Source organism: Sphingomonas zeicaulis, from assembly GCF_050433225.1.
Classification (GTDB): Bacteria; Pseudomonadota; Alphaproteobacteria; order Sphingomonadales; family Sphingomonadaceae; genus Sphingomonas_D; species Sphingomonas_D zeicaulis.
This window is the reverse complement of the sequence record NZ_JBNPXQ010000010.1, coordinates 51278-69754: the sequence shown is the minus strand read 5'-3', so window position 1 is coordinate 69754 and position 18477 is coordinate 51278. Positions and strand designations below refer to the sequence as shown.

At 64.1% G+C, this 18477-nt stretch carries 15 protein-coding genes and 1 pseudogene; 13 read left to right on the top strand and 3 right to left on the bottom strand.

Annotation, left to right across the window (positions count from 1 at the left end):
* Positions 1–316: 316 nt before the first annotated feature.
* Positions 317–1300: a LysR family transcriptional regulator gene (locus tag FHS96_RS25355; protein WP_429598505.1), complete on the bottom strand. Its 984-nt coding sequence runs from the start codon at positions 1298–1300 to the stop codon at positions 317–319.
* Between the two features lie 20 nt (positions 1301–1320).
* Between FHS96_RS25355 and FHS96_RS25350 the strand changes: the two genes are divergently transcribed.
* The 10 genes from FHS96_RS25350 (at position 1321) to FHS96_RS25305 (ending at position 12024) form a co-directional block, all read left to right on the top strand.
* Positions 1321–2481, top strand: coding sequence for an NAD(P)-dependent alcohol dehydrogenase (locus tag FHS96_RS25350; protein ID WP_429598503.1), 1161 nt, complete (start codon positions 1321–1323; stop codon positions 2479–2481).
* Between the two features lie 27 nt (positions 2482–2508).
* The gene (locus tag FHS96_RS25345; protein WP_429598501.1) at positions 2509–3588 is read left to right on the top strand and encodes an MBL fold metallo-hydrolase; all 1080 of its coding nucleotides are present in this window, start codon (positions 2509–2511) and stop codon (positions 3586–3588) included.
* Positions 3589–3703: 115 nt separating this feature from the next.
* Entirely contained in the window at positions 3704–4273 is a 570-nt protein-coding gene (locus FHS96_RS25340) for an aldehyde dehydrogenase family protein (protein ID WP_429598499.1), read from the top strand.
* 111 nt (positions 4274–4384) lie between these two features.
* Positions 4385–5341 carry a LysR family transcriptional regulator gene (locus FHS96_RS25335; RefSeq protein WP_429598497.1) on the top strand — a complete coding sequence of 319 codons (957 nt, stop codon included), beginning with the start codon at positions 4385–4387 and terminating at the stop codon, positions 5339–5341.
* A gap of 108 nt (positions 5342–5449) precedes the next feature.
* The gene (locus FHS96_RS25330; protein ID WP_429598495.1) at positions 5450–6574 is read left to right on the top strand and encodes a Gfo/Idh/MocA family protein; all 1125 of its coding nucleotides are present in this window, start codon (positions 5450–5452) and stop codon (positions 6572–6574) included.
* A gap of 15 nt (positions 6575–6589) precedes the next feature.
* The gene (locus FHS96_RS25325) at positions 6590–7606 is read left to right on the top strand and encodes an aldo/keto reductase (protein WP_429598493.1); all 1017 of its coding nucleotides are present in this window, start codon (positions 6590–6592) and stop codon (positions 7604–7606) included.
* A gap of 137 nt (positions 7607–7743) precedes the next feature.
* Complete coding sequence (locus tag FHS96_RS25320; RefSeq protein ID WP_429598491.1) at positions 7744–8466, top strand: alpha/beta fold hydrolase; 723 nt, start codon at positions 7744–7746, stop codon at positions 8464–8466.
* A gap of 92 nt (positions 8467–8558) precedes the next feature.
* Complete coding sequence (locus FHS96_RS25315; RefSeq protein WP_429598489.1) at positions 8559–9764, top strand: Gfo/Idh/MocA family protein; 1206 nt, start codon at positions 8559–8561, stop codon at positions 9762–9764.
* 83 nt (positions 9765–9847) lie between these two features.
* Entirely contained in the window at positions 9848–10507 is a 660-nt protein-coding gene (locus FHS96_RS25310; RefSeq protein ID WP_429598487.1) for a DsbA family oxidoreductase, read from the top strand.
* Between the two features lie 587 nt (positions 10508–11094).
* The gene (locus FHS96_RS25305; protein WP_429598485.1) at positions 11095–12024 is read left to right on the top strand and encodes a LysR family transcriptional regulator; all 930 of its coding nucleotides are present in this window, start codon (positions 11095–11097) and stop codon (positions 12022–12024) included.
* Positions 12025–12319: 295 nt separating this feature from the next.
* Here FHS96_RS25305 and FHS96_RS25300 read toward each other — a convergent pair whose 3' ends face one another.
* Positions 12320–13057 carry an SDR family NAD(P)-dependent oxidoreductase gene (locus FHS96_RS25300; RefSeq protein ID WP_429598483.1) on the bottom strand — a complete coding sequence of 246 codons (738 nt, stop codon included), beginning with the start codon at positions 13055–13057 and terminating at the stop codon, positions 12320–12322.
* Positions 13058–13642: 585 nt separating this feature from the next.
* A pseudogene (locus FHS96_RS25295) lies at positions 13643–14678 on the bottom strand (IS110 family RNA-guided transposase).
* 337 nt (positions 14679–15015) lie between these two features.
* Here FHS96_RS25295 and FHS96_RS25290 point away from each other — a divergent pair.
* From FHS96_RS25290 to FHS96_RS25280, 3 genes are read left to right on the top strand one after another with little or no spacing between them, the layout of a single operon-like run.
* Positions 15016–15930, top strand: a complete 915-nt coding sequence (locus FHS96_RS25290; protein ID WP_429598481.1) for a dihydrodipicolinate synthase family protein — start codon at positions 15016–15018, stop codon at positions 15928–15930.
* An 8-nt stretch (positions 15931–15938) separates the two neighbouring features.
* Positions 15939–16937: a 4-hydroxyproline epimerase gene (locus tag FHS96_RS25285; protein ID WP_429598479.1), complete on the top strand. Its 999-nt coding sequence runs from the start codon at positions 15939–15941 to the stop codon at positions 16935–16937.
* Positions 16938–16992: 55 nt separating this feature from the next.
* Positions 16993–18432, top strand: coding sequence for an amino acid permease (locus FHS96_RS25280; RefSeq protein WP_429598477.1), 1440 nt, complete (start codon positions 16993–16995; stop codon positions 18430–18432).
* Positions 18433–18477 lie beyond the last annotated feature (45 nt).

Here is an 18477-nt window from a genome sequence, read left to right as displayed (position 1 = left end):
CAGTTACATGGATTGGAGGCTCGCGGCGGGCGCGGCTGAGCAGGCGGCTCGATCCGACACGATGCGGCTCGCAGCGGTGCTTGGTCTTGCCACGACCCTGTACTTGGCGGTGCTCTTCTTGTTGCGCGTACGGCGGCGCCTGGCCGAGCTACGGACCGAAACAGGTGCCGGTGCGGCAAGCAAGGAAGTAGCGCCTGCCGCCGGTTCGGGATGGACACAGCCGCGTCGCTCCGGCGATCGGAGCGATCATCGCGGCGCTGGCGATCGGGGGTGTGATCTTGATCTTGGCAGCGTTCGGACGGGTCTGACATGTGCCTCAGATTTCGCGGTCGAACCTCTCGTAGAGAAAGTCGACGAGTGCCCGCACCCGTGCGATACCGGCGCGTGCCGGCGGCATGAAAATCTGCAGGTCGCCCCCCTCGTGCGGGAAGTCTGGCAGCACCACCTCGAACTCGCCGCGTGCCAGCGGCTCTTCAACCATGAACTTGGGCACGAGCACGACGCCTAGACCCGCGCGCGCCGCGGCCAGCAGCATCCGCCCGCTGTCGGTGCAGAAGCGCGAGTTTATCCGCACTGGCTCCCAGCCGTCTGGTCCCTGTAGTCGCCAGCGGCCGGGATCCAGCGCATACAGGATGGTATCGTGGTCGGCCAGGTCCGCCGGCCGGGCGGGACGTCCCCGCGCATCGAGATAGGCCGGGCTCGCCACCATCGCCCATCGCACCTTGGCCAGTTTGCGGGTGATGAGGATCGAGTCCGGCACGGCACCCGGCCAGATCGCCAGATCATAGGCCTCCGCGATCATGTCCACCTGGCGGTCGGTGAACCGGACATCGAACTCGATGCGCGGATAGCGCGCCGCGAACTCGGCGAGCAGCGGCGCCAGCAGGAACTCGCCGAAGGCGGCGGGCACCTGGATGCGAAGCTGCCCGAAGATCTCGCTGGTCGACTTGGTAACAACCTCGCGCGCCGACTCCAGCTCGGAAAGGCCGGCGGCGGCGCGCTCGTGATATTCGCGGCCGATATCGGTCAGCGTCGTGCCGCGCGGTGTGCGCGTCAGCAATCGGGCACCGAGCACCCCCTCCAGGCGGCTCACACGGCGGCTGACGATCGATTTGGCGACGCCGAGGCGCGCCGCTGCATTCGCAATGCTTCCCGTCTCCACCACGCGGACAAACGCGATGACATCGAGCAGATCGACCGGCGCGGGTTCCGGCATACGCAACTCCAGGTTCCTGCCTTGGCGGCTATTGCAACAGCAGACGAGGGGTAAACCAGCCGGCGACGCAGCGGAAGACCGCATACGACCTCATGGAGGAACCAATGAATCAGCCAGCATTCGCCAGTGCCGCGCACCAACAAGCCACGATCACCCCTGCCCGCGCGGCAGTGGTCGAGCACAAGGATGGACCGTTCATCATGCAGGACATCGCTCTAGAAGCGCCGCGAGCCGACGAAGTTCTAATTCGCATGGTCGCGACCGGCATCTGCGCCACCGACTCGCATGTCCGCCAACAATTGATGCCGTTGCCATTGCCCGCCATTCTCGGTCACGAAGGCGCCGGCGTGGTGATGCGGACCGGCGCATCGGTCACCCATCTAAGGCCGGGCGACCATGTCGTGCTGTCCTATCATTCCTGCGGCCAGTGCAAGCCGTGCCTGTCCTCGCATGCAGCCTATTGCGAGAAGGTCTGGGAGGCGAATTTCGCGGGGGCGCGGCTGGACGGCACCATCGGCGTCGAGCGACACGGCGCCGATGACCTCCACGCGCATTTCTTCGGCCAATCGTCCTTTTCGACCTATGCGCTGGCTCACCAGCGCAACACCGTCAAAGTGCCGGATGATGTCCCACTGGAGATACTTGGGCCGCTAGGCTGCGGCTTTCAGACGGGCGCGGGCGCGATCCTGAAGGCGATGAAGGTGCCGGTGGGCGCGAGCGTCGCGGTCTTCGGCGTCGGCGCGGTCGGCCTTGCCGCCATCATGGCGGCGAGGGTCGCGGATGCCGCAACGGTCATCGCGATCGACGTGAATGCCGAACGGCTAGAGCTTGCACGAGAACTCGGGGCGACGCACGTCGTGAACGCCGCCGACGGGCCGGACGTTACCGCCGCGATCCGCGCGATCACGCTACGCGGGGTCGAATTCGTTCTCGATACCAGCGGGCGGGCCGCCAACCTCGATGCCGGGATCGGCGCGCTGGCGCCGATGGGCCATTTCGGCTTCATCGCCTTCAACGCGCATTCGGGCGCGTTCGTCGACGCATCGCGCCTGACCATCGGGCAGACGCTGCAGGGCATCATCCAGGGCGACGCAATTTCCGCGCTGATGATCCCCGAGTTGATCGGCCTCTACCGCACCGGTCGCTTCCCGTTCGATCGGCTCATCACCTTCTACGAATTCGCGGACATCAACCGGGCATTCGACGACGTAGCCGCCGGCCGCGTCATCAAGGCGGTGCTGCGGTTCGGTCCCGCGCACGCCTGAACCACACAGAAGAAAGGAAGCAAAGCCATGTGCAACAGTCATCAAAAGCACATCATCGCGAACGATACGCCGGCATTCTTCGCGATCGACAATTACGGCTTCCCCGAAGCCAGCGATCATCCGGCCGATCCGCCGCACTACTATCCACCCTATTTCAGCAGCGAGAAATTTCGGACTCTCGGCTACCATGTCGAGGAGCTTCGCGACGGCTTCTACTGGGTTACCAGCGGCGGGTACGACGCGGCCTTCGTCGTGACGAACGAGGGCGTGATCGCGATCGACGCGCCGCCGACGATCGGCGAAAACATGCTGGCGGCGATCGAGGACGTCACCGACAAGGCGGTGACGCACGTCATCTACAGCCATTGGCATACCGACCATATCGGCGCCGCATCGGTGTTCGGCTCCGGCGTGGAGATCGTCGCGCACGCCATCACAAAGGAATTGCTCGAACGCTTTCCCGACCCGAACCGCCCGATCCCGACCCTGACGTTCGACAAGGAATACACGTTGAACGTCGGCGGCGTGACTCTGGATTTGTCGTACAAGGGCGAGAACCACTGCCCCGGCAACATCTTCATCTATGCACCGGCCCATCGAGTGCTGACCGTCATCGACATCATCAGCCCCGGCAGCGCCACCTTCATGCATTGCGATGCATCGCAGAACATCATGGGCTGGTATCAGGCGCAACAGCAATTGACGGAGTTCGACTTCGACTTTCTGGTCGCCGGTCACCACATGTCTTACGGCACACCCGAGACAGTGAAGGCCTCCATCGAATATTTCGCCGACGTCCTCGACGGCGCGCAGGCCGCGGTCGACCGCTTCTCCCGCTCCGACGCGCTCATCGGTATCCTCGACGGTGCGGGCTGGGACAAAGTATTCGTCGGAACAGAGAATTGGATCAACTCGATGGCGAATTACGCCACGAAGTATGTGCTCGAGAAGCGCAGCAGCAACGGGAAGTTGTGGTTGGAACGGCTGGCCGGGGTGACCACCCAGACTAAATATCACGCCTACACGGTGCTGGAGTCGATCAGGCTCGAGCGCCCGCGGCCGAACTATCGCATGCGCGGTGAGAATGCGCCGCCCTTCCTGACCTGATCCCCCGCGGCCTCGCGGCAGCCGAAACTGCCGCAGGCCGTCTCCTTCCAGACACGGGCCAGGACGCGCGTGCCACGGATCGGCAGGCCCGCACCCCTTCGCAAAGGACGATGCGATGACGAACTTTCCGGCCCGAAACTGGATCAACGGCGCCTTCGCCGCGCCGATGGCGCTCTCCCCATCGATCAACCCGGCGACCTGCGAGCCGATCGGCAGCTATGCCGACGACGGAGCTACCGCCACACGCGATGCGGTCGACGCCGCCGCGACGGCGTTCCGACGGACGCCATGGGCGCATGATGCCGAGTTGCGCGCCCGAGTGCTCGACCAGATGGCGGACGCGATGGAACGCCGTCGCGAGCGGCTGATCGCCATCCTCGCTCGAGAACGGCAAGATCCGGAGCGAGGCAGCGCTCGAAGCCGACGGTTCGCCAAGCAAGCTGCGCTACTGGGCGGCAATGGCTCGTACCGAGGCCGGGCGCGCCCTGCAGCCACGGCCGGGAAGCATCTCGATCGTGCTCCGACAACCGATAGGAGTAGCGGGAGGCGTCGTGCCCTGGAATTCGTCGGCCGTCCTCGCAGTCCGGTCGTTCGCACAGGCGCTGGCCGCCGGTTGCAGCCGGTGCTGATCTTCAGCGCGTTGCGGTCCGGCGACTCCTCCGACATCGCGGTCTGCACCACATAATCGATCTGCCCGGTCTCGATCAGGTGCACCATGGTTTGCGCTAGGGAGAATACCACGAGCAGTGCAGCAGTCGCTTGCCGAAGTAAGCTTCAGCGAAGATAGAGTCGCATAATGGATTTGCATGGCTTCGACCTCAACTTGCTGGTGGCATTCGACGCGTTGATCGCCGAACGAAACGTCACCCGCGCCGGCCTGCAAATTGGCCGCACCCAGCCGGCGATGAGTGCGGCGTTGGGCCGCCTGCGCGACCTGCTCCGGGACGAACTGTTCGTCCGGGGACCCAAAGGCCTGCAACCTACGCCGCGTGCTCTCGAACTGGCGGAACCGATTTCGCGCGCGTTACGCGATATCCAGCATACGCTGGTCTTCACGCAGGCGTTCGAGCCGAGCGCGGCGTCGATGACTTTCTCGCTCGGCTTGTCGGGCCACGCCGAGAGCGTCGTGTTGCCGCCGCTGTTGCAGATTCTCGCGGCCCGCGCGCCGCTTATCGACCTGCGTGTCCGCGACTACGCCACGCGGGACGAGGCAACGCGGATGCTCGATGCCGGCGAGGTTGACGTGGCGGTCGGCCTGCCGCCCGTCGATGGGGGGCGCATTCTGTCCGCCCGCCTGTTTCAGGAACGGTTCGTCTGCATCCTGCGGAGGGACCATCCCGCCGTGAACCAGGCGCCCGACATCGAACGTTTCCTGTCGCTCCCGCACATCCTCGTCTCGCCGGAGAACGAAGGGCTTGACGTGGCCGACGCAGCGCTCGCCAGCAAGGGTTTGAAGCGTCGGGTGGCGCTGACCATACAGCACATGGCGAGCGCACCCGCGCTGGTCGCCGCCTCCGACATGGTGGCGACGGTTCTTGAGAGTGTCGTACAACGGTCGGGCTGCGCGGAGCAGCTCAATGTCAGCGAATTCCCGCTGCGCCTGAACCCGCTACCCTTCGTCCTCAACTGGCACCGCCGGAACGACCAACATCCTGCTCAGCGTTGGTTTCGCACCTGCCTGTCTGGTGCTTTTCCCCAGGTTTGGCAGAGATCGGAGCAGGTCTGTGCGGATCTTCGAGAGCAATATTATTGATTGAACGCAAGCGGGGCGGCCATCCATGCGGTGGATGACGATGCATAATGAATATCGATTTAGATTGATCAATCCCGTGACCTAATTGTCCGGCAACGGCGCGACTTCATGCGCCAAGGCTGGAGCATCATCATCATGACGGACCGTAAGTTTCGTGTCGGCATTATCGGCGCGGACACACAGGCAAGCTGGGCAAGCGCGTCCCATATTCCCGCCCTCGCAGCGCAACCCTCGCTGGTCCTCGCCGGCGTTGCCACACGGCGCGAGGAGAGCGCCAAGGCGGCAGCCGAGGCGTTCGGCGCCGAACGCTGGTATGCCGACCCTTTTAAGCTCATCGCGGACGAAGGGATCGACGTCGTCACCATCGCCGTGAAGGTGTCGGCGCACCATGATCTGGCGATGGCCGCGCTGGCCGCGGGCAAGGCAGTCTACGCGGAGTCTCCCCTGGGAGCGACGCTCGCCGAAACTGAAGCGATGGCGGCAGCGGGCAAATCTCTTCACACCGCGATCGGTTTGCAAGGCCGGCACAATCCCGCCGTCCGCCGCGCGGCCGAACTGGTCGCTTCAGGCAAGCTCGGCCGCCTGTTGTCGGCGCGCGTCGATGCCACGACGTTCGGCTATGGGCCGCAAGTGACGAGCAACTACGACTATTTCAACAAGGCCGCGTCCGGCGCCAGCTTCATGACGATCACCGTCGGCCACGTCCTCGACGTAATCGAAGCCGTGCTCGGCGACATCACCCAGGTGGATGCGCGCACCGCATTGCACTGGCCGCAGATCGAGGTGGTCGACACCGGCGAAACTTCCACTCGCGAGATCCCGGATCATCTGGACCTGATCGCCGCGACGGCGAACGGCACCCCGGTAACGGTCCAGGTGCTGGCCGGCGTGCCCGCAGGCGAAGCGCGGTTCCGCTTCGACATCCGCGGCACGGACGGACGCCTGACGCTGACCGGCGATCACCTCGCCGGCGTGCAGGTCGGCGATCTCCGCTTAACGTCCTCCGTCGATTTTGCCGCTCCCGACGCGCCCATCGCGACCGGCGTCGGACCTACAGCGGCCGACTTCTGGGCCGGCGCGGCAATCAATGTCGGCGAGGTCTATGCCTCGCTGGCGCGCGATCTGGTGGCACGCACCTACCACACGCCCGGCTTCGACCGCGCGCTCCATAACAGCCGCCTCGTCGCCGCCATCGAGCGTGCGGCGCAATCGGGTGAGCGGCAGACGATCTGATCAGGGAGACATGTCATGCGCTTGCGCAAACTTGGCAGCAGTGGATTGTTCGTGTCCGAACTTTGCTTTGGCGCGATGACCTTCGGCGGCACGGACGGCCTGTGGGGACAGGTCGGCAAATTGGAACAGCAGGATGCCGATGCGCTGGTCGGCGCTGCGCTCGACGCGGGCGTGAACCTGTTCGACACGGCGAATGTCTACGCACACGGCCGGAGCGAAGAGATTCTCGGCCGCTCGCTCAGGAACATCGGTGTCGCCCGGGATCACGTGATCGTGGCCACGAAGGTGGCCTCGTCTATGGGCGAAGGGCCGAACCAGGGCGGCGCGTCGCGCCGTCACATCCTCAGCGAGTGCCATGCCAGCCTGCGCCGGTTAGCGCTCGACCATATCGATCTCTACCAGGTTCACGCCTTCGATCCCGTCACGCCGATCGAGGAGACGCTGGAGGCGCTCGATACGCTCGTGCGTGCCGGTGACGTTCGATACATCGGTCTTTCGAACTGGGCTGCCTGGCAGATAATGAAGGCGATCGGCATCGCCCGGGCGCGTAACCTCGCGCCGATCACCTCGCTCCAGGCCTATTACACGCTCGTGGGCCGGGACGTGGAGCGCGAGATCGTTCCGCTGCTGACTGCCGAACAGGTTGGCATGATGGTCTGGAGCCCGCTTGCCGGTGGCTATCTCAGCGGCAAATACGCCGATGGCGACAATCTTGACGCGGCGCGGCAGATTACACTCGACTTCCCACCTATCGATCGCGTCCGTGGAGAACCGCTGATCGGCGTGTTGAAGGAAGTCGCGGTCAAGCATGGCCGCCGGCCCGCGCAGGTCGCTATAGCATGGCTGCTGAAACAGCCCGTGGTATCCACCGTCATCATAGGCGCAAAGCGCGTCGAGCAGTTGCACGAGAATCTACAGGCAGCGGAGGTCGAACTCGATCCGGACGACATGCGCCTCCTAGGCGCGGCTAGTCGTCTTCCAAAAGAATACCCCGGCTGGCTGCTGAACCGGGAAGCAGAGCAAGATATGTAATCGATATTGCGATTGTTAGCATAGTGCGCACGACGGCAAGGGTTCCGCGAACGGCAACACCGAGTTTCTCCAACGCCGGCTTCCGCAACGCCTCCACCTCCCTATTCTCCTGACAACAATCATCAGGAGATCGCGACATGCCTGCAGTCCTCGTCCACGGCGTGCCCGACACCCACCGGCTCTGGGACACTGTCCGCTCTCATCTTGAGCGCAACGACATTATTTCGGTCGATCTCCCCGGCTTTGGCAATCCGTTGCCTTCGGGCTTCAGGTCAACAAAGGAGGAGTATCTCGAATGGCTGATCAACCGGATCGCTGAGATCGGCGAACCCGTAGATCTCGTTGGTCATGACTGGGGATGCCTGCTGACAGGCCGTCTTACGTCGATCCGACCGGATCTGGTGCGGACCTGGACCGGCATTAGCGGACCGATCGACCCGGAATATCCGTGGCACTATCTCGCCAAGATCTGGCAGAAGCCGGGCGAGGGCGAGCAATGGATGCAGGACCTCGACCTCGAGGAATTTGCGGCGAACCTCGTCGATGCGCAGATGCCGAAAGATGCGGCGGATGAAGCGGTTCGGCATATGGATGCCACCATGCGGGCAAGCATCCTCGCCCTTTATCGTTCCGCCATCGATGTCGGCGCGGAGTGGAAGCCGGGGTTAAGCAACACCACCGCGCCAGCTCTGGTAATCTGGGGCCTGGATGATCCGTTTTTGCCGCACCGCTTCGCCGACGAGCTCGGCAATGCCACCCACGCACGCGCCGTCGTGAAGCTGCGCGCCTCGCATTGGCCGATGATAGAGCGTCCGGCCGATGTCGCGCGCGAGCTCGAGGCCCATTGGGCTCAAGTTTAACTCCCTGCGCTTGGGTCACGTGGGCTCAACCCCCGCATCCGCAGCGCGACCGGCAAGCCTTGGTCATTAGCTATCAGCCCAAGCATTCGTCCGTGAACGAACCCATCGTGAAGCGGCACGGCGAGCATTGCCCGGGCTGCACCACACAGGAGCACGCCTACATGGCCAATTCAGCAAACACCCGGATCGGCGTTGGAATCGTCGGTGCCAGTGCCGATCGCGGCTGGTGCGGAATTGCGCACGTCCCGGCGCTGCAGGCGCTCGATGCGTTCCAGATCCGCGCCGTCAGCACGACGCGTATAGAGAGCGCGAAAGCGACCGCTAGTCGACTGGACGCCGACCTCGCCTTTGACACACATCAGGCGCTGGTCCTGCGGCCGGAGGTCGACCTCGTGGTGATTGCGGTCAAGGTGCCGGATCACAAGCAGATCGTTTCCGACGCGCTCGCCGCGGGCAAGATGGTCTACTGCGAATGGCCGCTCGCGCGAAACCTGTCGGAGGCCGAAGCGCTGGAGGGGCTTGCTCGCGAACGGCAGGTGCGCACGGTCATCGGCTTGCAAGGCAGCCTGCACCCGCCGATCCGCTACCTTCACGACCTGGTCAGGCAGGGCGTGATCGGCAAGCCGCTCAGCACAAGCATCCGAGCGCATCTGAACGACGATATGTGGGTCGGCCGATATGATCCGCGGTTCGAATATATGGCTCGCGCGGAGAATGGCGCCACGCTTCAAAGCATCATGCTCGGCCACGCGCTCCAGCCGCTTGCGCACGTCCTCGGCACATTCGAGGGCTTGTCCGCCATCGTCGCCAATCAGCGCGGCGGCGGCACCCGCCTCTCGGATGGCACGTCCCTCTCGAAGGACGCGCCGGACGAGATCATCGTCGCCGGCGTTCTCAAAGGCGGGATCGTCACGTCGTTGCACTACAGCGCCGGGCAGTCCGCCGGCTTGGTGTGGGAAATCCAGGGCACCGACGGCAGTCTGCGGGTCGAGACGGCGTCGGGCTACATCCACTTCGGCGACATGACCATAACGTTGCGCCGCGGCAACGAGCCTGTCCAGCAGCTACAGGTCCCACCCGCATATGCGGCCCCCGACCTGCAACTCGAAGCGCCCGCGGCGGGTGTTGCCCGCCTCTACGCCCAGCTCGCCGCCGACCTCTGCGACGGAACCGCAGATGCGCCGGACTTCGCAGTCGCACTCGATCGGCACCGGGTGCTCGAGGCGATCACACAGGCCGCCGAAACGGGTCATCGCCAGCATCTGGCCCAACCCGATCTAGTTAACTTCAATCGCTGAAAACCAAGGAAGGGTCGTGTCGTCGGGCCTTTCGGGCCGACGGCGAATTCGCCTTATCACGCAGCCAGCAGGAGACCTTCGCCGTGACCACCAAGCTCAAGATCGACTTCGTTTCGGATATCGCCTGCCCCTGGTGCGCGATCGGGCTAGGAGGCTTGGAGCAGGCGCTCGCGGCCTTGGAGGGCCAGATCGACGCCGATATCACGTTCCATCCCTATGAGCTGAGCCCGGACATGCCGGCGGGCGGGCAGAACGCCTTGGAGCACATCAGCAGGAAGTTCGGCATGCCGCACGACCAGATCCGTTCCAGCCGCGAGATGATCCGGGAACGTGCCGCCGGCGTCGGCGTCACCATGAACACTGCTGACGAGAGCCGAGTCTACAACACGTTCGACGCACATCGGCTGCTCACCTGGGCGAAGGATGAGGGGCGGCAACTGGACATGAAACGCCGCCTCCTGGCGCTGTATCATACCGATCAGGTCGATCCCGGTGACCATGATGCTCTCGTGGCGGCAGCCGAAGAGGTAGGTCTGGACGGATCAGCGGCGCGTGCGGTCCTTGAATCCGATCGATACGTCGAAGAGGTCCATGCCGAGGAGGAGCTTTGGCGTAGTCGCGGCATCAAAAGCGTTCCGGCGGTGATCGTCAACGACCGACACTTGATCTCCGGCGCGCACCCCCCCGAGGAATTCGAGCGGCAGCTGCGTCGTCTCGCCGCCGAAATCGGCGTTGTCGGCTGACGCCCGCTCTTGGGCGCTCTCTGACGCAACGCGCGTCATCATACCTATGATCGAGCGCTTCATTGCGACGGTTCGGGAGTTCGCGGATCACGCCGATCGTTCCGATCCTGGACCGCTGGGCAATCCCGGATTGTCCGCCCATGTATGCGGGCTGCGGCAATGCTGTCGGTACGTCCCCCCGTCCAACCGCCTCTGCGATCGCAATAAGAACGGGCACCGTCGGGCTCGCTTCCGTACCGACCAGACCACCGCTGATGGAAGCGCGCCAGCCTCTTCGGCAAGCCGCCGGAAGATCACGCCACCGATCTCACCTCCAACCGAGGACTCGCAAGTGACCCTCCGAACGTGGCGACGAACTCCGCAATGCTGTCAGGTCCGCGGCTGTCCGCGATGGCAGCCTCAATGCCTTCCTCGCCCAACGCCTTCGCGAACGCACAGCCGATGTCGCCTGCGCGATAACACCAATCGTTATGAGCCGGTCCTTCAACAACGTGTGTCCGTCGACCGGAAAACGGACCGTGAATAGCCATATCAAAATTCGCAGATGAATTGTTTGAGTTTCAAATCTTGCTTGAAGATTGGATCCCATGGAGACACTCGCGAACCTGGAAGCGTTTGTCCGTAGCGCGGAGGCAAATAGCTTCTCGCGCGCGGCTCGCCGGCTCTCCCTCACGCCGGCGGCAGTCAGCCGCAACGTTGGCATGCTTGAACGAAATCTGGGCGTGCGGCTGTTCCATCGCTCGACACGCAAGTTGGCCCTGACGGAAGAAGGTGAAGCCTTCTTGCAGAGCATTGGTGACAGCCTTGCCGATCTTCAGAGCGCAATCGACGGAGCCTCGCAGATTAAGGGCGAGCCGGTCGGCGTCCTGAAAGTGAGCATGAGCCTTTCCTTCGCCATGGGTTACGTCATTCCCGCGCTGCCAGAATTTCTCAGCAGCTATCCGGGCATCCGGCCGGATTGGCATTTCGATAGCCGCCAAGTCGACTTAATTGCGGAAGGCTTCGACGTCGCGATCGGCGGAGGCTTTGATCTAAATCCCGGGATTGTTGCCAAGGCGCTAGCGCCTGTTCACGTCGTCGCCGTCTGTGCGCCAAGCTATTTCGGCAGAAAAGTTCTACCGACGAGCCCGGCCGATCTCGCCGAATACGATGGGATCCTCATGCGCTTCTCGACATCCGGTCGCATCCGGGAATGGATGATGCGGAATGCTCAGGGTGATGAGGAGCGCGCGCTGTTGAAAGAGACTGTCGTTATGAGCGATTCCGCCCCGATGATCCAAGCGGCCCTTGCGGGGCTTGGCATCGCAATGGTCGCTATGCCCGACGCCCTTCCGCATTTGGAGAGCGGCACGCTGATACGCATCCTGCCGAAATGGTATGCCGATGCGGGATCAATATCCCTCTACTACTCAGGTCGCGCCTTACAACCGCTCAAAACCAGAGCGTTCATCGACTTCTATACGGAACACTTTCGGCGAGAGCGCATCAGCGCACGGTTCGCTGGAAGCCTCAAATAAGCCTGCGCAATCCATCGACCTGACGATTGTTTCGAAAGAAACGACGGGCCCCTCGATTGCCTCTTGCCAACAGGCGCCGGAAGGTCGGACGCTGCTGGAACGGAGCGAGGTGCCCAATAGCTATCATCCGCGGGTTATGTCAGCCCGCAGCTTTTAGAGTACACCTGATCATACCTTGGCATCAGCCTCTGGGCGAATCACGGAAGATCTTGACCGAGGTGGCTGCGAGCGCCGGGAATCCCGCCCACGTTGCGCGATAGGACGATCACAGCCCCTCCCTGTACTGGGCCAGGTTTTAGGTAAGCGTACCTCCATCAACCGTGATGATGGTGCCCGTGATCTGGCGGGCGGCACCCGATGCGAGGAAGGCGACCGCAGCTGCCACGTCCTCAGGCTCGCCATACCGCCCCAGTGGGATCAACGCCCGCTGGAAGTCACCGAACTCGCCTTCGGCCGGGTTCATTTCTGTATTCGTTGAACCAGGCTGCACCAGATTGACGGTGATATCGCGAGGACCCAGTTCGCGCGCCAAACCTCGCGTAAACGATTGGAGGGCGGATTTCGTCATCGAGTAGACCGTCGATGGCCCGACAATCCGCTCGGCGCCGGCGGACCCGATCGTGATAATGCGCCCCCCGGCTGTGAGGTGAGGCATGGCCGCCTGAGATGCCAGGATCGGAGAGCGCGCATTGACGGCAAAGAGCGCGTCGATCTCGTCGACCGTGAAGTCCGCAACGTCCTTGTAGGTCGCGATCGCGGCGTTGTTGACAAGGATATCAAGACCCCCAAGGGCTTTAACCGCCTCGTCCACCGAGCGCGCAATGGCACTCGGATCTGCGCTATCGCCCTGAATTGCAACGGCGGCACGGCCCTTGCTCTTTATCGTTTCCACCACCTTTGCCGCACGATCGGCGGAATGCGCGTAGGTGATGGCGACGTCCGCGCCTTTTTCCGCGAGAGCAACCGCAATGGCCGCACCAATTCCGCGTGACCCTCCGGTCACCAGGGCGCGTTTTCCAGTCAGCTCAGTCATCAAATATTCCTTCCTCAGTGTTTGCGCGACGGGCGCGCTGCATGGCGGCGTTCACCGTTCATCACGCGATCGATGTTGGTGCGCACCCTGAAGATGGGCGGAATAACGCTTTACAATAAGCGGCAAATCAGTTGATTGATCTTCAACGGATCGTTTGCAATAGATGAAAATGCCGGCCCGCGACCGAATACCACCCGCCCGGCTAGGGGCGCGATGCCGGGGTACGGGTTCGGCGTAAGGAACGTCCGCTAAATCAACTTACACTCTTAAGAGTGAACGTTCCGGCTCATCCGGCACCGACGCTCTGAACCCATCATTCTATTGTCGTCTGGGGCGCCGCTTTGGATGCAAGTACAAATCGGGGTAGATCGGCACGTAGTCGGATGCTGTCATCTGTCCGCCCTGGACGAGCAGCGCGATAGCTGCGGGCCTGTATGGGAGTTCGCGGACCGGAACCACATCAGCTTTCCGCGCTTCGCTAGCGCTCCGCCATTCCCTGGTTCTTCCGGCCCCGTCTCGCCGACCAATGTGCCATACCCTCCTTCGACCGCCTACGTCCCCGACGCCTCTGGCCGCTGTCCCGGCTTACGCCGCGACCGCTGCCGGAGCTCTGTAATCCTCTTTTCTGGTCATGACCGCCCAAGCGATGCGCGCCATCTTGTTGGCCAGCGCCACCGAGACGAGCATGCGCGGTTTGCGCGCCAGCATCCGCTCAAGCCATGATCCTGCCGGCGCGCCGCGCACGGTCGCCTGCCTGACGACCGAGCTGCCGCCGATGATGAGCAACCGCCGGATGGTTCGTTCTCCCATCTTCGAGATCCGGCCAAGCTTCTGCTTGCCTCCCGTCGAGTGCTGGAGCGGCGCGAGCCCGAGCCAGGCGGCGAAATCGCGACCCTTGGTAAAGGTCTCGAGCGGCGGCGCGAGCGCGACGATCGCGGTGGCAGCGATCGGGCCGATGCCGTGGATGGTCATCAGCCGGCGCACTACCTCGTTCTCGCGGGCCCGCTTGGCGATCTCCTTGTCGAGGTTGGCGATACGGTCGTCGAAGCTCTGCGAGCATGTCGGCCATGACGCGCAGCATGGCCAGCGCCGCCTCGGGCAGCGACGATTCCATCTCCTCCTCGTCGAGAAGGTCGGCGAGCATTGTGACCTGCGCCAAGCCGCGCGGTGCGACCCAGCCGAACTCGGCGAGGTGGCCACGCAATGCGTTGACCAGTTGCGTGCGCTGCCGGACGACGAGATCGCGGGTGCGGACCACCATGCCGGCCGCCTGCTGCTCCTCGCTCTTGACCGCTACGAACTGCATGCCCGGTCGCTGCCCCGCCTCGCAGATCGCCTCCGCATCTACCGCATCGTTCTTATGCCGCTTCACGAACGGCTTGACGTAGGCCGGCGGGATAAGCCGCACCTCATACCACATCGCCCGCAGCTCACGCGCCCGGTGATGCGCGCCGCTGCACGCCTCCCTCGCGACCAGGCTCGCCGATTGCTTCGCGAAGAAGTTGAGAAGCTTCGCCCGGCTCAGCTTGCGGCTAAACACCATGCCGCAGCGCTCGTCAGCGCCATGCGCGTGGAAAACGGTCTTGGCGATATCCAGCCCGATTGTGATAGCATGCAACACGGACGCCTCCCTCAGTGGTGCTTCAACACCTCCACTCTGGCACATCGATGCCGTCGGGCGGCGTCCACCCCTTGAGCTTCCCGGAAACCGGCTGGGTGAGGCGAGCGACCATCGACAGGGCGCTTTCCTGCCGGTCCGCCTCGAGACGCTCTACCAGCAGTTTCTGTCAGGAGCGGATGGTCGCGGCCGCAAGTCTGAACGACCAACTCTGGTCAAAAGCAAAACCCGACCTTTACCAAGGTCCCGACGAACGCATCCCCCAAACTGCGCCAAACCATCCTTGCCACGGTTTATCATATACCGTATACGATGATGACGCACTATGGAGAACCCCGGAATGAATGCGTCAAATGTCCTGTGGCAGGGCGTCTATCCTGCTGCCACCACCCAGTTCGCTGATGACCTCTCGATCGATCTCGATGAAACGCAGAAGGTCCAGACGGCCCTGGTGGACGATGGCGTTGACGGGCTGATCCTGCTCGGCACCTGTGGCGAGAACAACTCGCTTGAGCCTGATGAGAAGCGCACCGTGCTGGCCGGCGCGGTCGAGGCGGTCGGTGGGCGGGTGCCGCTGGTCGCGGGCGTTTCCGAACTCACCACCGCACGCGCGGTGCAATATGCGAGGGATGCCGAGGCGATCGGGCTGGATGGGCTGATGCTGCTGCCGGCGATGGTCTATGTGCCGCGCGCGGAGGAACTGATCGCCCACTTCGCCGCGGTGGCCGAGGCAACCGCGCTGCCGATCATGCTCTACAACAACCCACCTGCTTATCGCGTCCAGATCGGCTTCGACGTGCTCGACGAACTGGCGGCGATCCCCAACATCGTCGCGGTCAAGGAAAGCGCGCCCGATCCGCGCCGCTTCACCGACGTGATCAACCGCTATGGCGATCGCTACACGGTGATGGCGGGGCTGGACGATGTCGCGCTCGAAGGGCTGATGCTCGGCGCCAGCGGCTGGGTTTCCGGCCTCACCAGCGCCTTCCCCACCGAATCGGTGCGGCTGGTCGCGGCGGTGCGCGAAGGCAAGTTCGATGAGGCTCTGGCCATCTACCGCTGGTTCATGCCATTGTTGCATCTCGACGCGGAGCATGACCTGGTGCAGTCGATCAAGCTGGCGGAACAGATCATGGGGCGGGGCAGTGAGCGCGTGCGGATGCCGCGTATGCCGCTGACCGGCCAGCGCCGGGCGGACGTGATCGCCTGGGTGGAGGCCTGCGCCGCGACCCAGCCCAGCAAGATGGCGGCCTGATCCACCGCATGCGGCACAGCTTCTTCTGCATCGATGGCCACACGGCGGGCAATCCTGTCCGCCTCGTGGCCGGTGGCGCCCCGCTGCTGCGCGGCGCCAGCATGGCGGATCGGCGGATCGACTTTCTCGAGCGGTTCGACTGGATCCGCACCGGGCTGTGCTTCGAACCGCGCGGGCATGACATGATGTCGGGCGGGTTCCTCTACCCGCCGACATTGCCGGACAGCGACATCGGCATCCTGTTCATGGAAACCAGCGGCTGCCTGCCGATGTGCGGGCATGGCACGATCGGGATCATCACCTTCGGCCTCGAACATGGGCTGATCCCGGTCTCCACGCCCGGCAAGCTGCGCGTGGAGGTGCCCGCGGGCGTGATCGACATCGATTACCGCACCGAGGGGGATCGGGTGGCGGGCGTGAAGATCCGCAACGTCCCCTCCTATCTCGCCCAGCGCGGAATCGCGATCGACGTGCCGGGCTTCGGGCCGCTGACCCTGGATGTCAGCTATGGCGGCAATTATTACGCGATCATCGAGCCGCAGGGCGCCTATACCGGGCTGGACGATCTCGGCGCCTCGCGCATCGTCGAGCTCAGCCGCACGATCCGCGAGCTGGTGCGCGCGGTCTATGAGCCGGTCCATCCGCTCGATCCGCGCATCCGCGGCGTCAGCCATGTGATGTGGGCGGATCGGCCACGCGGCGACGGCGCCGACGGGCGCAACGCGGTGTTCTATGGCGAGCGCGCGATCGATCGCAGCCCGTGCGGCACCGGCACCTCGGCCCGCCTCGCGCATCTCACCGCGCTCGGCCGGCTGGCGGTGGGCGATGCCTTCGTCCACGAAAGCTATATCGGCAGCCGCTTCATTGGCCGCGTCGAGGCGGCGACGACCCTGGGCGACATGCCGGCAATCATCCCCTCGATCGAGGGATCGGCGATCCAGACCGGGCTCAACACGATCTCGATCGATCGGGCGGACCCCTTCCATGCCGGGTTCTCCGTCACCTGACAGGCCGCAATGGCCGCAATCACACAGCCATAACCACGAACAGGGGGTAGCGCATATGGGTCTGCTCGGGCCGATCAAACCGATCGACAGCGGCGAAACGAAGCAGCATGGCCGCAGCCTGAAGGCGACGCTGAGCTGGCCCCATCTGATCGCGCTTGGCGTGGGCGCGATCGTCGGCACGGGCATCTATACGCTCACCGGCGTCGGCGCCGATCGCGCCGGGCCGGCGGTGATCCTGGCCTTCGCCATCGCCGGCGCGGTCTGCGCCTGCGCCGCGCTCGCTTATGCCGAACTCGCGACGATGATCCCGACCGCGGGCAGCGCCTATACCTATACCTATTCGGTGCTCGGCGAGGCGCTGGCCTGGGTGGTCGGCTGGAGCCTGATCCTCGAATATTCGCTGGCCTGCTCCACCGTGGCGGTCGGCTGGGGCGGCTATCTGGTGGGCTGGGTGCAATCGGCGGGGATCGAACTGCCCGCGATGCTGCTCGCGGGGCCCCATGGCGGCGGCATCGTCAACCTGCCCGCGGTGCTGGTGTCGCTGACGGTGATGGGCATGTTGCTGGCGGGCACACGGGAGAGCGCGACGCTGAACATCGTCCTCGTCATCATCAAGCTGGTCGCGCTCAGCATCTTCGTGGTCTTCGCGCTGCCCGCGTTCAATGCGGACAATCTCACCCCCTTCATGCCCTATGGCTTCGGCAGCACCGAGGTGGCCGGCGCGCCGCGCGGGGTGATGGCCGCGGCGGCGATCGTCTTCTTCGCCTTCTACGGTTTCGATGCGGTCGCGACCTCGGCCGAGGAAGCCAAGAATCCGGGGCGGGATCTGACGATCGGCATCATGGGATCGATGGCGGTCTGCACATTGATCTACATGCTGGTGGCAATCGCCGCGATCGGCGCCCTGCCCTATCTGACCCTCGCCAACTCGCCCGAACCGCTCGCGCTGGTGCTGCGCACGCTCGGCCAGCCGACCGTTGCCTATCTGGTGGCGCTGGCGGCGCTGATCGCCCTGCCCTCCGTCATCCTCGTCATGATGTATGGCCAGAGCCGCATCTTCTTCGTGATGTCCCGAGACGGGCTGCTGCCGCGGCGGCTGAGCCAAGTGTCGGCCAATGGCTCGCCCAAGCTGATCACGATCATCACCGGGCTGTTCGTCGCGGTCGCCGCCGGCCTGTTCCGGCTGGACGAGATCGCCGCGCTCGCCAATGCCGGCACCCTGATCGCGTTCATCGCGGTGGGCCTCTGCCTGATGGTCCTGCGCCGCCGCTCGCCCGAACTCATCCGCGTGTTCCGCTGCCCGGCGCCCTATCTGGTGGGGACGCTGGCGGTGCTCGGCTGCCTCTATCTGCTGTTCAGCCTGCCGAGCTCGACCTTGATCAACTTCCTGATCTGGAACGCGATCGGGCTGATCATCTACTTCGCCTATGGCCGTAATCGCAGCGTGATCTCGACGACCGGGGTGGGTGCCAGCGAAGCGGGGTTGCCGGCTTGAGCAAATAAAGCCCTCTCCCCCCACGGAAAGAGGGCAGTTCGGCGT

Bases quoted from the DNA above. Each gene is read 5' to 3' on its own strand.
- FHS96_RS25355 (WP_429598505.1), bottom strand. From the start codon at position 1,300: ATGCGGTCTTCCGCTGCGTCGCCGGCTGGTTTACCCCTCGTCTGCTGT.
- FHS96_RS25350 (WP_429598503.1), top strand. From the start codon at position 1,321: ATGAATCAGCCAGCATTCGCCAGTGCCGCGCACCAACAAGCCACGATC.
- FHS96_RS25345 (WP_429598501.1), top strand. From the start codon at position 2,509: ATGTGCAACAGTCATCAAAAGCACATCATCGCGAACGATACGCCGGCA.
- FHS96_RS25340 (WP_429598499.1), top strand. From the start codon at position 3,704: ATGACGAACTTTCCGGCCCGAAACTGGATCAACGGCGCCTTCGCCGCG.
- FHS96_RS25335 (WP_429598497.1), top strand. From the start codon at position 4,385: ATGGATTTGCATGGCTTCGACCTCAACTTGCTGGTGGCATTCGACGCG.
- FHS96_RS25330 (WP_429598495.1), top strand. From the start codon at position 5,450: ATGCGCCAAGGCTGGAGCATCATCATCATGACGGACCGTAAGTTTCGT.
- FHS96_RS25325 (WP_429598493.1), top strand. From the start codon at position 6,590: ATGCGCTTGCGCAAACTTGGCAGCAGTGGATTGTTCGTGTCCGAACTT.
- FHS96_RS25320 (WP_429598491.1), top strand. From the start codon at position 7,744: ATGCCTGCAGTCCTCGTCCACGGCGTGCCCGACACCCACCGGCTCTGG.
- FHS96_RS25305 (WP_429598485.1), top strand. From the start codon at position 11,095: ATGGAGACACTCGCGAACCTGGAAGCGTTTGTCCGTAGCGCGGAGGCA.
- FHS96_RS25300 (WP_429598483.1), bottom strand. From the start codon at position 13,057: ATGACTGAGCTGACTGGAAAACGCGCCCTGGTGACCGGAGGGTCACGC.
- FHS96_RS25290 (WP_429598481.1), top strand. From the start codon at position 15,016: ATGAATGCGTCAAATGTCCTGTGGCAGGGCGTCTATCCTGCTGCCACC.
- FHS96_RS25285 (WP_429598479.1), top strand. From the start codon at position 15,939: ATGCGGCACAGCTTCTTCTGCATCGATGGCCACACGGCGGGCAATCCT.
- FHS96_RS25280 (WP_429598477.1), top strand. From the start codon at position 16,993: ATGGGTCTGCTCGGGCCGATCAAACCGATCGACAGCGGCGAAACGAAG.